The organism is Roseibium sp. AWQ4_254, from assembly GCF_056161025.1.
Map to the genome: position 1 here is coordinate 1 of NZ_JBSWYH010000017.1, position 13,666 is coordinate 13,666.

Annotated in this window: 13 protein-coding genes; 6 read left to right on the forward strand and 7 right to left on the reverse strand. The window is 61.4% G+C overall.

The features are described 5' to 3' along the window. Positions 1-621: 621 nt before the first annotated feature. Positions 622-867 carry a hypothetical protein gene (locus ACXAIC_RS14060; protein ID WP_475180160.1) on the forward strand — a complete coding sequence of 82 codons (246 nt, stop codon included), beginning with the start codon at positions 622-624 and terminating at the stop codon, positions 865-867. A gap of 332 nt (positions 868-1,199) precedes the next feature. On the opposite strand, the gene ACXAIC_RS14065 is transcribed toward ACXAIC_RS14060, so the two are convergent. After that, positions 1,200-2,279: a Gfo/Idh/MocA family protein gene (locus tag ACXAIC_RS14065; RefSeq protein ID WP_475180163.1), complete on the reverse strand. Its 1,080-nt coding sequence runs from the start codon at positions 2,277-2,279 to the stop codon at positions 1,200-1,202. A 55-nt stretch (positions 2,280-2,334) separates the two neighbouring features. Next, the gene (locus ACXAIC_RS14070; protein ID WP_475180164.1) at positions 2,335-3,120 is read right to left on the reverse strand and encodes a ThuA domain-containing protein; all 786 of its coding nucleotides are present in this window, start codon (positions 3,118-3,120) and stop codon (positions 2,335-2,337) included. A 259-nt stretch (positions 3,121-3,379) separates the two neighbouring features. Between ACXAIC_RS14070 and ACXAIC_RS14075 the strand changes: the two genes are divergently transcribed. Beyond that, entirely contained in the window at positions 3,380-3,907 is a 528-nt protein-coding gene (locus ACXAIC_RS14075) for a hypothetical protein (protein WP_475180165.1), read from the forward strand. Here ACXAIC_RS14075 and ggt read toward each other — a convergent pair. Continuing rightward, the gene (gene ggt, locus ACXAIC_RS14080; RefSeq protein WP_475180168.1) at positions 3,901-5,643 is read right to left on the reverse strand and encodes a gamma-glutamyltransferase; all 1,743 of its coding nucleotides are present in this window, start codon (positions 5,641-5,643) and stop codon (positions 3,901-3,903) included. The two genes, ACXAIC_RS14075 and ggt, sit on opposite strands and share 7 nt — an antisense overlap. A gap of 178 nt (positions 5,644-5,821) precedes the next feature. Here ggt and ACXAIC_RS14085 point away from each other — a divergent pair, with 178 nt between their 5' ends. Next, positions 5,822-6,190 carry a c-type cytochrome gene (locus ACXAIC_RS14085; protein ID WP_475180172.1) on the forward strand — a complete coding sequence of 123 codons (369 nt, stop codon included), beginning with the start codon at positions 5,822-5,824 and terminating at the stop codon, positions 6,188-6,190. 29 nt (positions 6,191-6,219) lie between these two features. On the opposite strand, the gene ACXAIC_RS14090 is transcribed toward ACXAIC_RS14085, so the two are convergent. Further along, on the reverse strand, positions 6,220-7,179 hold the full coding sequence (locus ACXAIC_RS14090) for an endonuclease/exonuclease/phosphatase family protein (RefSeq protein ID WP_475180173.1): 960 nt from the start codon (positions 7,177-7,179) through the stop codon (positions 6,220-6,222). Between the two features lie 108 nt (positions 7,180-7,287). Between ACXAIC_RS14090 and ACXAIC_RS14095 the strand changes: the two genes are divergently transcribed. The 3 genes from ACXAIC_RS14095 (at position 7,288) to ACXAIC_RS14105 (ending at position 10,647) form a co-directional block, all read left to right on the forward strand. Continuing rightward, positions 7,288-7,686 (forward strand): YchJ family protein, encoded by a 399-nt coding sequence (locus ACXAIC_RS14095; RefSeq protein ID WP_475180175.1) that lies wholly within the window; start codon positions 7,288-7,290, stop codon positions 7,684-7,686. Between the two features lie 407 nt (positions 7,687-8,093). Beyond that, the gene (locus ACXAIC_RS14100; protein WP_475180178.1) at positions 8,094-9,518 is read left to right on the forward strand and encodes a lipopolysaccharide biosynthesis protein; all 1,425 of its coding nucleotides are present in this window, start codon (positions 8,094-8,096) and stop codon (positions 9,516-9,518) included. After that, positions 9,508-10,647, forward strand: a complete 1,140-nt coding sequence (locus ACXAIC_RS14105) for a GNAT family N-acetyltransferase (RefSeq protein WP_475180180.1) — start codon at positions 9,508-9,510, stop codon at positions 10,645-10,647. Before ACXAIC_RS14100 ends, ACXAIC_RS14105 begins: the two co-directional genes overlap by 11 nt. Before the next feature lie 17 nt (positions 10,648-10,664). Here the strand turns inward: ACXAIC_RS14105 and ACXAIC_RS14110 are convergent, their stop codons facing one another. From ACXAIC_RS14110 to ACXAIC_RS14120, 3 genes are all read right to left on the reverse strand, one after another. Then, on the reverse strand, positions 10,665-12,281 hold the full coding sequence (locus ACXAIC_RS14110; RefSeq protein ID WP_475180184.1) for an AMP-binding protein: 1,617 nt from the start codon (positions 12,279-12,281) through the stop codon (positions 10,665-10,667). A 188-nt stretch (positions 12,282-12,469) separates the two neighbouring features. Next, on the reverse strand, positions 12,470-13,393 hold the full coding sequence (gene xerD, locus ACXAIC_RS14115) for a site-specific tyrosine recombinase XerD (protein WP_475180187.1): 924 nt from the start codon (positions 13,391-13,393) through the stop codon (positions 12,470-12,472). Then, positions 13,393-13,536, reverse strand: coding sequence for a hypothetical protein (locus tag ACXAIC_RS14120; RefSeq protein WP_475180189.1), 144 nt, complete (start codon positions 13,534-13,536; stop codon positions 13,393-13,395). Before ACXAIC_RS14120 ends, xerD begins: the two co-directional genes overlap by 1 nt. Positions 13,537-13,666: the final 130 nt, after the last annotated feature.

The window sequence follows — 13,666 nt, forward strand, 5'->3', positions numbered from 1 at the left end:
TCATTAAGGGCCCTTAAATGTCCATTTAATTAAGCGGACACTTAACGCACCAAATCGAAAAGCGGCAGGTCGGGTTCAACGGACGCTCACGGTCCTGTTGCAGTGCGTCAACAAGTCTTTTGGTGAGTTTGGGCATTGCCGGTTTCCTTTCAACTTGAAATGTCGTTTGGAGTCAGTGGACTGCTGTGAACGTGGAGAGCGGTGGCGGCACGATTTGCTTCCCCACGCAGTTGCAGCATGAGCGGGGAAGCAGGGGGGAAGCAGATGAACGGAAATCAAGGGTATTTCCAGCGTACCGCCGGCGGCGCGCCGGTCAATGCAAGTTATTGACTGATCGTAGATTTTCGCGTTATGGCGTAGAATAACCAGGCATGGCGAAAACGATCTGGTCCGGTTGCCAAGGTTGGGGTCGAGGGTTCGAATCCCTTCGCCCGCTCCAGTTTCCAAAAGGCTCAGGAACCGTCCTGGGCCTTTTGCTTTTTTGCACGCCTTTCCAGATATTTGCCAACAAGAAGCTTTTTGGGAAGTCTGGCTTTGGCGGATCTGCCTGAAAGCCTTGAAATCATTTGGGTGCCACTTTATCGTGTGCTGTAAATATATTAGATTCGTGGTGAAATATCAGTGATTTATAGAAAATATTTGTTTGTGGTCCTGGCTGTCTGTCTGGTGTCAGGATGCCAGAGTGTTGTGTCGTCCAATCCGTCCAATGTGCTCGTTCAATACGATCCGGCCATGTATGATCCGGCCAAGATGGCGCAATTGGCGCAAGAGGAATGCCAGAAACACGGTAAGAATGCGGTTTACGCCTCCACCATTCCGACAGGTGGATGGTCGCTGCCGACGGCGTCTTTCCGCTGTGAAAAATAAGGGCGGCGCTGCTGAATAGACGGGTCAAAAAGCCGGCCCTGAAGGGGGGGGGGCTTTCGGGTCCTTGAAAAAAATCCGGATTTTTCTGCATCCTAGAACCGGGTTTTTTTCTCGTCTTTTTCTGGATCGGCGGGTTTCGTCTAAAATTATCGGAAAACCTGAAGACCGGGGTGAACGAAGTGTCAGAAAGACTGCGCTAGAGTTACCTCACATCGCGCGCAAACCGCTTCCAGAGGCCAGCGGGCGGTGGTGCCTTGCGAAAGTACCCTTGTGAACGGCGGAGCTTCCAGCTCCGCCGTTTGGCATTTCAAGCCGGATGACCGTGCCACGTGTCAAAGGATGTCAGGAACCGGCAGGAACCGGCCATTGTCCGCATCGGATTGTTCGGCGGTATCGAGGGCGGCCTGAAGCCGGGCGCCATGGGCAAAATCCGGCTCCGGGGACCCCTTGCCGCGGATGGCGCCGACGAAGCGCTCATAGACGGTTTTCACCTCGGGAACGTCCAGTTTTTCCCAGCGGGCGCTGTCAAGATCCGGCCCCTTGCAGATCCGCAGGCTTTCAACGGCGTTTTCAAACAGCACTTCGAGGCCGCCGAGATCACCATAGAGGCGCAGCCGCAGGTCATTCAGGTGGCCGGAGGCAAAGCGGCTGGCGCTGATGGTGCCAAGCGCGCCATTGGCAAGCTCCGCCTGCAGGGTGAAACTGTCATTGGCATCCAGCGGATACTCTCCGATCCGGTTGCCCTCTGCCTTGTCAAAGGTCTTCAGCCGGCAGGAGAGTTCGGTTACCGGGCTTCCGGCGGCAAAGGTGGCAAAGTCCAGAATGTGAATGCCCACATCCCCCAGGCCCCCCTTGGAGCCATGGGCCTTTGAAAGGCGCCACAGCCACTGGCTTTCCGTGCGCCAGTCGCCCCAGGCGGACTGGGTCAGCCAGCTTTGCAGATAGGAGGCTTCAAAGTGCCGGAGGTGGCCAACTGCCCCTTCGGCCACCAGCTGCGCCGCCTTTTGCAGGACGGCGACATTGCGGTAGCTGAGATTGACCATGGCAATGACGCCCTTTTGCCGGGCCCGCTCGGCCATCGCGGCCGCATCTGCCTGATTGGTCGCAAGCGGCTTTTCGCACAGGACATGTTTTCCGGCATCCAGTAGGGGCAGGGTGGTCGGGTGGTGGGCGGCATCGGGAGTGACATTGGAAACCGCGTCAAACGCACCCCAGGCGAGTGCCTCTTCCAGGGTGTCAAACCGGTGCCCGATGGCAAAGCGGTCGCAGAACGCATTCAAGGGGCCGGGGCGGCGGTCAACCCCGCCCACCACCTCAACGCCGGGCAGAGCCTGATAGGCCTCCACATGATGGGCAGCCATGTTGCCGGTGCCGAGGATCAGAATGCGGACCGGAGTGTCCTGTTGGGCCATGGTCTGTTTCTTCCTGAAAAGAGGGGGCGGGCCGGAAAAAAGGGCGCGCGCGGGATCAGCGGAAGCCGTCTTCGCCTTCAGCGTGAAGTTTTGGTCCACGTTCCTCAATGGGTTCGAGGGCCTCGGACACGGGTACATTCGGCGCCACATTGGGGTCTGCCAGCCGGGCCATGGGGTTGAAGGCCCATTTGACCCCGTTTTTCAAGACACGCTGTACGGTGGGGTCGTGATAGGTCGGGTAGGTCTCATGGCCGGGACGGAAATAGAAGACATTGCCCGCGCCGCGTTTGTAGGTGAGACCGGAGCGGAATACTTCTCCGCCCTGGAACCAGCTGATGAAGACGGTTTCCAGCGGCTCCGGCACACCAAAAGGCTCGCCATACATTTCTTCCATCTCCAGCTCGAAACTGTCGCCCAGCCCTTGCGTGATCGGGTGGTTGCGGCTGGTGACCCACAGGCGCTCGCGCTCTCCGGCCTCGCGCCAGGTCAGGTTGCAGGGGCTGCCCATCAGCCGTTTGAAGGGCTTGGAAAAATGAGCCGAATGCAGAAACAAGATGCCCATGCCGGACCAGACCGCGTCGCAGACCCGCTCCACCACCTTATCGTCCACATCTCCATGAGCGGCATGCCCCCACCACAGCAGCACATCGGTCTCAGCCAGCCTGGCAGAGCTCAAGCCATGCTCCGGCTCCTGCAAGGTGGCCGTCGTCGCGGAGATCCCGGGGTCGGTGTTCAGGGCATCGGCAATGCAGGTGTGCATGCCGCCTGGATAGGTCCGGGCGACAATCTCGTTATGCTGTTCATGGACGTTTTCGCCCCAGACCACGGTTCTGATCGGCATGACCGTTTCTCCCTGTTGATTTCATGTGTTTGGAAGGGCGCTCCGCAGAGGTTTCAAAGCGCTTTGAACTAGCGCTAGCACCGGGGTTTCAGGCTGTCAATCGCCGGAATGCCGGCAGCTCCGCAGGCGCTTGCGCATCGGGATTCGAGAAATGGTAACCTAAAGGAACTTTTTTGGGGCGCAGGACATTTTCCTTACCTTATTTCAAGTAATGGTTGCTAAGGGTTGTGTTATCTTCAATTTTACAATGTAAGATATTATGAACGTGTTTCGTCACCCCATTACTGCAAGTGTCATCCTGTTCTGGTTCTCATTCTGGCTTTTGAACGGGCTCGACAAATTCTTTGCCCGCACGGATCTGGGCCTGTTGAACTGGCACGGCAATCACCGGGTGGAAAAATTCACGCTCTATTTTGACAAGCTGGCGCTGGACCCGGCTTTTGTGCAGGCCACACTTGTCTTTGCGGGCTTGGTTGAATTTGCCGCTGCGGGCTTTTTCGTCTGGGCTGGCCTGCGCCTGCTGCGGGGGTTGCCGGGGGTGGCCTACCGGACGGATCTTGCAATTGCCGTCTCAATTGCCGTCTTCCTCGGCTTTACAGTTTTCGATGTCGTTGTTGGCGACCGGGCGGAGCTTCTGGAGCATTCCACCTATGTCGGCGTCCTGCTGGCCTCGTTCCTGGCCGTGTCGGTGGAAAGTTTCTTCCGCCACCTGAAGGATCTGGACGGGCAGGGCCTGGTGCCCCATCCGGACACCGGCCCTGACCTGCCGCCGCAAGCGGCTCAGTAACCAGCTGTCAGGGCGCCTTCCCGGCGTGGATCGGAAGCGCCCGCAAGCGCGCCGTCCACGGCCATGACCGACTGGGTCGAGCCCATGGCATTCTTGACCGTGACCGTGTGGCCCCGGCTTTCCAGCAGCCGGACCGTATCGGGAGAGACGCCTTCCTCGATGCGGATTTCGTCCGGCAGCCATTGATTGTGGATCCGGGGGGCGGCGGTCGCCTCGGCGATGTTCATCTTGTGATCGACGATGTTCATGATCACCTGCAAGGTGGTGGTGATGATGCGGCTGCCCCCGGGCGAACCGGTCGCCAGAAAGAACTTGCCATCCTTGAACACAAGCGTCGGGCTCATGGAGGACAGCGGGCGCTTGCCACCTTCCACCGCATTGGCGGTTCCCCCGATCAGCCCATAGGCATTGGGCGTGCCTGGTTTAGCGGAAAAGTCATCCAACTCGTTGTTCAGGAGAACACCGGTTCCGTCGGCGGTCAGGCCCGCGCCATAGGAAAAGTTCAGCGTGTAGGTGTTGGAGACCGCATTGCCGTCCTTGTCGACAACGGAAAAATGGGTGGTCTCGTTGCTTTCATAAGGATAGGGATCGCCGGGGCGGACCTCTTCGGAGGGCGTCGCGGCATCCATGCGGATGGCCTTGGCCAGTTCGGCGGCATAGGTCTTTGAGGTCAGTCCGGCCACCGGCACATCGACAAAATCCGGGTCGCCGAGGAATTTCGACCGGTCGGCATAGGCCCGGCGCATGGCTTCGGCCATCACATGCACAGTGTCGGCCGCGTTGGGGCCGAATTCGGCCATCGGAAAGCCTTCCAGAATGTTCAGGATCTGGACGATATGCACCCCACCGGACGAGGGCGGGGGCATGGAGGCGATCTCATAGCCCCGGTAGCTGCCAGTGACCGGCTTGCGCCAGACCGGCGCATAGGCCGCCAGATCCTCTGCTGTCATGCCGCCACCGGCCTGTTGCACCTTGGCGGCGATCCGTTCGGCGGTCGGCCCCTTATAAAAGCCGTCAGCGCCCTTCTCCGCGATCAGCTTCAGGGTCTGGGCCAGGTCCTTTTGCACCAGAGTTTCCCCCGGCTGATAGGGTGTGGTGCCGTTTTTGAAGAAAATCGCCGCCGTGGCCGGATCCTTGGTCAGCCGCTCGGCGCGGGCGGACAGGGCCGAGGAGAGCCCGGGGGTTACCGTAATGCCTTCCTCGGCCAGCTTGATGGCCGGCGCGAGCAGATCCGCCCAGGTCAGCTGACCGCTGCCATACTTTTGAAACGCGGCCTCAAATCCGGCCACCGTGCCCGGTACTCCTATGGCAAGGCCGGAAAAGCGCGACTTCTGCTTGTCCGGTTCGCCGTCCGAGCCCAGAAACATATCCTTGAAGGCCGCAACCGGAGCCTTTTCCCGGTAGTCGAGCGCCTGGGTGTCCCCCGTTCCGGCCATGTGGATCATCATGAAGCCACCGCCGCCCAGATTGCCCGCGCGCGGCAGGGTGACAGCAAGCGAAAAGCCCGTGGCAATGGCGGCATCCACCGCGTTGCCGCCTTTTTTGAGGATCTCAAGACCAACGCCGGTGGCCACCGCCTCCTGGCTGGCGACCATGCCGTGTTGTGCCGTCACCGGGTGAAACCGGTCCTTCAGGGAATAGATCGGTGTCGTCTCCTGGGCAAAGGACACCGATGCGGACAAGCTGAAGACGGCAGCAGCGGCCGCGCGGATCAAGGGTCTCAGGCGGGGGGACATATCACTCTCCTGGGATTGCACATGAGCTGAGTGTGTCGAAGCCTCAGGGCAGGTGCAACAGAAAAAGCGCGACTAAGTTGCTGATGCCGGTGCTGCAATTGACGTAGCGCAAGGAGAGGCGCCCGCAAACCCGGCAGGCTTCAGGTCTCAGAGATCCATCAGCCACAAGGAGCAATCCATGCACTGGTATGCCGATGACCTGGCCTTTTCCGCCCTGCCCAGGCTTCCCAAAGGCTTTCTGCACTTGGTGATTGCGGGTGTCCTGACTGCGGCAATGGCCTCCGCCGCACATGGGGCCGATCGTGTTGCCGGCAAGAAGCTGGCCCTGCAATGGTGCGCAGCGTGCCATATCGTTTCTGAAGATCAGGCGCGCGCGTCCAGCGTCTCCCTGCCGAGCTTTTACGATATGGCAAAAGATCCCGAGTGGAGCGAGGCGGCGCTGGCAACCTTTCTGGCCGATCCCCATCCCAACATGCCGGATATGAACCTGGGCACCATCGAGACGGCCAATCTGGCCGCCTATATCCGCTCACTCGCGCCAGACTGAGCCGCGGGCGGCCTGCTCTTGACCATCTTCTAGAGATCGAATTCGGCGCACATGGCGGCGTGATCCGATCCAGGGTCCTGCTTAGAAGCTTCTGCGTCGAGCCCGGCATTGAAGACACGGACGCTAATGGTTCTGCCGGTCATGGCGGGGCTGGCCAGGATATGGTCGAGCGCTCTGCCCTTGCCCCTGTGCAGCACGGTCTTGCGCTGTTCAAGCGGCAGGGACGCATCCAGCTGGTAAAGGCGCCGGTGCTCCAGCCCCGGCGTGCGGGTGTCCGCAGGGTCGGCCCTGAGCAGCCGCAAGGTAACCGCTTCGCCGCTGGCGTTGAAATCCCCGGTCACAATGATCCGGGCGCTCTCGTCCTGATCGAACACGGCATCCACCGCCAGCCGGAGCTCCAAAGCCTGCGAGATCTGCTTCAGCATGGACAGCTGGTAGCCCTCTGCCCAGGCCGCGGTGCTTTTCCAGGTCCGGGCGGAGGTCTTGCCGCCCCGGACCGGCGCGGCGCGCAGGGCGCGCAAGTGAACGGCAAAAAGATGCAGCGGGCCGCCGCCGCCCGTATCCAGCCTGGTTCTGAGGATCGGCCGTTCGAACGTGATCTCCTGCGGGCTGTCATAGGCGGGATCGGCGGTCACGGGCTGCCAGAGAGGAGGCCGGGCGTGCTGTTGAAACAGGCTGTCCTGGGCGAGTATCGGGTACCGGGACAGAATGACCAGATTGTGCCGGGAATTGGGGCCTTTGCCGGGCGCCCGTTCACTGGTGGCCCTATGGTAGTGCTCATAGGGTGTTCCGGTGATCAGACGGTCAAGGGCCAGGAACTGGCGTATGCTTGCTCCGGAGACTTTCTGGGCATTGACTTCCTGAAGGCACACGATGTCGGCCTCCAGCTCGCAGAGCCGGGGACGCAGGGCGGTGAGGCGCGGGGCAAGCGTCTCCGGATCAAACCGGTCCGAGCCGAAGGATTCAAGATTGAACGTGGCAAGTCGCATGAGGCTCGGCCCGGCTCCGTGGAAGCTGCCGGGAGACCATAGCCGGGCGGGAGAACAAGTGGTAGAGACCGCAGGACACTGTCATGAAACACCCCGGAGGATCACCCCGTGTCTGAGGAAATCTGTGCCTGTGGCTCCGGGCGGCCTTTCACAAGTTGCTGCGGACCTTTTCTGGATGGCCTGGCGGTGCCGGATACGGCCGAAGCCCTGATGCGCTCCCGCTACACCGCCTATGTGCGCCAGGAGATTTCCTATCTCAAGGCGACCTTGTGGCCAAAGTTCCAACCGGGATTTGATGAGACCGGGGTGGCCGCCTGGGCGGCGGAAAACCACTGGACCGGTTTGAGGGTGCTGGACAGCGAGGCGGGGGGACCAAAAGACCGGGACGGGACGGTGCTTTTTGAAGCGAAATATCTCTCCGGAGGCCGTTTGAACATTCACCGGGAATGCAGCCGGTTCCGGAAAAAAGCTGGCCGCTGGTACTATGTTGAGGCGGTGGACGCATAGAGTCCGGCCGGACCTGAGAGGCTGGCAGCTGGCGGTACCAGTCACCTGGTGTCAAAAAAATCCGGTCCCCTCTCAAAGCGGCGGGAGGGGGACCGGATCGAACAGGCGGGACAGTACACACCGGGGAGGCAATCCGGACAGCCCGCAAAACGGTTCAGCCGGAAGAAGATCTTCGGCCAGCTTGAATCGTTTGTTCCTTATTTGTTCTAATTTGCAGCCGCCTGTCAACAGGCAAAGCCCAAAGGCCTGCCGTCTTTGTGTCCAGAGAGGCCGTTTTGCCTCTTTCCAGGTCCCTGCAAGAGCCCATCTGATTGAAGAAACGCTGTCTTTCATGGGGGCATTCCGGCGACGGAATGTTAAGCCCCTCGTGTCATAAATACGGAAAGAGTGTTTCAAGGGCCTTGCACGTGCGATCTACCGCGACCTCCTGGACGAAGCGTTTCCAAGACGCCGCTTGGTTTCAGGGGCTGTGCCGGATCGTGCCACTGCTGGCGTCTCTTTGCGGGTCCGGCAGTTCGGACGACCGCGCGGCAGGCCGCATGGCCATGACCACTTTCGCCGTGCGTGTTGCGGGCGCTGCGCTTGCCTTTCTGTCCCAAATTGCCTTGGCGCGGCTCCTGGGGGCCCATAACTACGGCATTTATTCGGTTGCGTGGACCTGTGTGATTGTTCTTGGGGTGATGGCCTGCGGCGGCTTTTCCACCTCCGCCAGCCGCTTCATTCCGCAATACCGGCAATCGGGGGATCTGGACGGGCTGCGCGGGTTTCTGCGCACAAGCCGCCAGCTGGCCTTTGTGATCGGCGCCGGGGTCTCGGTGCTGGCTGCCAGTCTGGTTGCTCTGGCCCGGCCGCTTCTGGACCCGTCCTATGTGCAACCGCTGCTGATCGTTTCGCTGGCGCTGCCGTTCTTCGCCTTTGGGCTTGTGCAGGACGGGATTGCCCGCAGCCATGACTGGCCGTCGCTTGCCATGCTGCCGACCTATATCTGGCGCCCGTTGACCATTCTCGTCCTTCTGATCGTGGCCCTTGTCGCCGGATACCCGGCGACGGCCACCTCCGCTGCCACTCTTGCGGTCGTGGCGACCGGTCTGGTCGCCGTCTATCAATACCTCCATCTGCGGCGCAGATTGCCGCAACAGGTGCCAAAGGGGCCGGTGCGGATCGATATGAGGTCCTGGCTGGCGATTTCCCTGCCCATGCTGATGGTGGAAGGATTTTTGCAGCTGATCACCAGCGCCGATGTGATCATGGTCAGCCTGTTCCGGGACCCGCATGAGGTGGCTGTCTATTTCGCGGCCTCCAAGACGCTGGCGCTGGTGCATTTTGTCTATTTTGCCGTTCGTGCGGCTTCCGCCCACCGGTTTTCCAGCTACATTCACACCAGCGATCTTGCCGGCCTGGCCGCCTATTCCCGGCAGGCCACCTTGTGGACCTTCTGGCCTTCCCTGGCCGCCGGGGCCGGGCTATTGCTGGTAGCGCCCCTGCTGCTGCGGCTGTTTGGTAGCGGTTTTGAGGCCGGATATCCGCTGATCGGTCTGCTTCTGATTGGGGTGCTGGCGCGGGCATCGGTCGGTCCGGCGGATGCGCTCTTGTCCATGACCGGCCACCAGAACAGCTGCGCCGCCATTTACGGGGTCACTTTCGCGCTCAATGTGGGGCTGAACCTGCTGTTCATTCCCCTTCTGGGCCTGGAAGGAGCGGCGGTTGCCACCAGCCTGGCCATCATCGCCGAGGCGGCTCTGCTGGCCCGGGCCGCCCGGCGGCACCTGAACGTGACAACCTTCGTGCTGCCCCTCATGGCGCCGTCGAAAGGCCGCGCCCATGGCGGTTGAGGCGGGAGAGGCCAGCGCTCTGGAGGCCGTGTTTCTGGATCCTGTGGACGCGGATCTGCCGCTGGACGCCTGGTTGGCGCTCGCGGAGGCCGCGCTTGATCCCAATCCGTTTTTCGGGCCGGGCTTCTTGCGGGCTTATCTTGAGGGTATGGGCGTGGCGCAGGTCCGTCTTTTGGTGGTCCGGCACAAAACCACCGGGCTTTGGCTGGTGGCTGCGCCCATCGGGCGGCGTGCCGCCGGTCTTGTATGCCCCGCCGCCATGGTCTGGACAACGCACTATGCCCCGCTTGGCACACCGCTCCTGCATCCGCAGGCCGATGACGCGGCGCTCCGCCTGTTTGTCACGGCGGCGGCCGGGGCCGCTCAGGTGCTGGTTCTTCCCTATCTGCCCCTTGCGTCTGAGACGGCACACCGGCTTCAGGGTCTTGCCGGTGTGCAAATGGTGCTGGAAGGCCGCGCCGCGCGGGCGTGTCATGCCGGTGCAGAAGAGGGCGAAGACCAGTTTGAAGAAGCGTTTTCAGGCAAACGTCGCAAGGAAAAACGGCGCTTGCTGCGCCGGCTGGAAGATCATGGCCCGGTGCGCTTTGAGACCGCGCGCGGTGCGGATGCCTGTACGCAGTTCGAAGCCTTTCTGGATCTTGAGGCCAAGGGGTGGAAGGGCCAGGGCGGTACGGCCCTCAAGAGCCGCGACGGGACGGCCCGGTTCTCCCGGCAGGCGGTGCAGGCGCTTTCCGAGGCCGATGCGGTTCGCATCGATACGCTTTCAGCCGGGGACACGCTGGTGGCCGGTCTGGTGTCTTTCGAAGATGGCGGCCATGTCCTGACCTGGAAAATTGCCTTCGATGAAGACTTTGCGCGTTATTCTCCAGGTGTCCAGCTTATGATGAAAGTGTTCCGGGACAATCTGGCGCGGCCGGGATTCAGGCAGGCCGACTCTCTGGCCATTCCGGGCCACCCCATGATCGAGCCGCTCTGGCGCGGCCGTTTGGAACTGGCCACGCTGGTGCTGGGCACGGGCTCTGCAGGCGCCGTGGCCATGGGGATTTGCCGGGCCGATATGGCCCTGGAACGCCGCCTGAAACAGGCGGTGCGCAAGGTCAAAGCCTGGCTGGCGCGTAAACCAGGCTAATACTTCAGAAATAGTGTCTACCCCTGATCCCGCAGCAGGCGGCGGATCACCTTTCCGGTGGTGGTCATGGGCAAAGAGGTCACAAACTCCACCTCGCGGGGATATTCATGGGCCGACAGGCGGGTACGGACAAAATCGGTGATTGAAGCTTTCAGTTTTGCACTCGCGGTCTCACCGGGTTTCAGCACGATAAAGGCCTTGACGATCTCCGTGCGCAGCGGGTCTGGCTTGCCGACAACCGCGGCTAAAGCCACTGCGGGATGTTTGAGCAGGCAGTCCTCAATCTCCCCCGGCCCGATCCGGTAACTGGCGGATGTGATGATGTCGTCATCCCGTCCGATGAAATGGATATAGCCGTCTTCATCCCTCTGGCCCTGATCACCTGTGACCATCCAGTCACCGATGAATTTGGCAGCAGTTTCCTCTGGCTTGTTCCAGTATTCCAGAAACATGACCGGGTCCGGCCGTTTGACGGCAATCTGGCCCAGCACCCCTGCAGGCAGCGGGTGGCCGGTCCCGTCGATCACCGCCACCTCATGTCCCGGGGTCGGTTTGCCGATGGCCCCGGAGCGGCTCACCTTGAGCGCCGCAGCGGACCCAAGCACAGCATTGCATTCGGTCTGGCCGTAAAATTCGTTGACGGGAAAACCAAATTCTTGCGCGAACCAGTCGTAGGTTTCCCGGCCAAGGGCCTCTCCTGCCGACCCGACACTGCGCCATTTCAGGGTGAAGCGGCTGGCTGGGCGCTCGACGGCGCGCAGCATTTTCAGCGCCGTTGGCGGAATGAAGGCATTGCGGATCGCCTGGCTCTGAAGCAGGTGAAAAGCGCCTTCCGGGTCAAATTTGCGCACGGCCTGGGAGACAACCGGAACCCCGAGGGCCAGGGCGGGAAAGAGAGCGTTGAGCAGACCGCCGGCCCAGGCCCAGTCCGCAGGGGTCCACAAAAGATCTCCCTCTTGGCCGAGGAAGTTCTGGGAAAGCTCAATACCCGGCATATGGCCGATCAGGACCCGGTGCCCATGAAGCACACCCTTGGGCTGGCCGGTTGTGCCGGAAGTGTAGATCATCAGAGCAGGATCGTCCGGTGTGGTCGCAGCCGTGTCAAACCGGTCGCTCGCAGCCTCCAGCAGGGCGGTCAGGCTGTGAACATCTGCCTCAGGCCCGTCCACCGAGATGACGGTGGTCAGCTCCGGCAGACCTGCGCGCAGCACGGTGGCTTTTTCGAGACCGGCCGTATCGGTGACAAGCGCCTTGGCGCGGGAATCGGCCAGCCGGTAGCGCAGCGCGTCACGGCCGAAAAGGGCCGCAAGGGGCACGGCAATCGCGCCGAGCTTGTAGGCCGCAAGATGAGCCATGGCGGTTGCTGGGCCCTGGGGCAGCAACAGCGCCACCCGGTCGCCCCGCATAAGCCCAAGGCCGCGCAGCGCATTGGCAAACTGGTTGGCGGTCCGGTTAAGCTGGCGGTGGCTCCAGTCTTCTGCGGTGCCATCTGCCAGGATATGCCGGATGGCCAGCCGGTCCGGATCGCGTGCCGCCCAATGATCGCTGACAGCTGCGGCCATATTGTAGCTATTTGGAAGCGACCAGCGAAATCTGTCGATCAGCGTGTCATAGTCGCTGGTGGGCTGCAGCATGAAAGTGTCCGCTTGGAAAGGTCAGGCCAATGAAGTCAGGCGCGCGAGTTTAAGGTGTTGTTTGCTGCAGTGCAATAGAACCGGTTTGCAGTGTTTCGAATTTGGCTGGAAACACGCAGTATTCGTTAATGCGTTGAAGTCTTTTCTGTCAGGCAGCAACCGACGGTTCCGATTTTCCCGCAACCGTTCTACCGCTTGGCCAGCGGGTGGGCGCTCTCCACCAGGGCGCGCAACCGTTCGTCCAGCACATGGGTGTAGATCTGCGTCGTTGAAATATCCGCATGGCCGAGAAGCTGCTGGACCACCCGCAAATCCGCCCCGTTTTGAAGCAGATGCGACGCAAAGGCGTGGCGCAGCACATGGGGCGAGACCTTGGCCGTATCGAGCCCGGCAGCCAGGGCCAGATCCTTCAGGTCGCGCCCGAAATGCTGGCGGGTCAGGTGGCCGCTGCCACCATGGGAGGGGAATAGCCAGGGGCTTTTGTCATTGGCGCCTTGGGCAGCGCGCAGCGCCACATAGTCTTTCATGGCGGCCTGGGCCGCGTGGGACAGCGGGACCAGACGCTCCTTGCCGCCCTTGCCACGGATCTCGATCAGCCGCGCATCCCGCAAGGCGGCGGTCAGGGGCAGGGCAACCAGCTCCGACACCCTTAGCCCGCTGGCATAAAGCACTTCGATCAAGGTGTAGAGGCGCTGGGCGCGCAGGCGGGCGGCCGGGCTACTATGGGGTTTGAGAGTGCCCTCCCGGGCGGTTTCGATCAGCCGGTCCACTTCCTCCATGGACAGGACCTTCGGCAGGCTGGCCCGTTTTTTCGGAGCCGACAGGGTCCGGGTCGGGTCGTCTTGTCTCAGCCCTTCCGTATAGAGAAATTTGAAAAACTGTTTGAGGGCCGACAGGCGCCGCGCCTGAGAGGTTTCGGCAAAGCCGCGCCGGGTGAGGTCGCTCATATAGGCGGAAATGTCACCAGCCTGTGCTGCGGCAATCTTTGTCTTGCCGAGAAAGTCTGAAAAATCCTCCAGGTCGCGCCGGTATCCGGCGAGTGTGTTTTCCGCCGCGCCGCGCTCTGCGGCCAGCATTTCCAGAAAAGTCTCCAGATCGAAACCGGTTGCCATCAGCGTCCGAAGCCGTCCTTTTTCACCCTGACAGTGATCTCCCGTTCGCGCGGGTCGACATAGGTCGCAAGCGAATAGACGGCCCCATAGCCAAGCGCGCCAAGCAGGGCGATGACAACAATCAGACGGGTCAGGGTCGGCACGCGATATCTCCCGGTGCGAATCGGTTGGGGAAATGTTCCAAAACCGCAGCGTTCTGTGCAAGGCCTTGTGGGCCCTGAAAGCGCGGGCTGCAAGGCCGGAGGGTGAGCATGTCCGACAGCACGGCGGAAA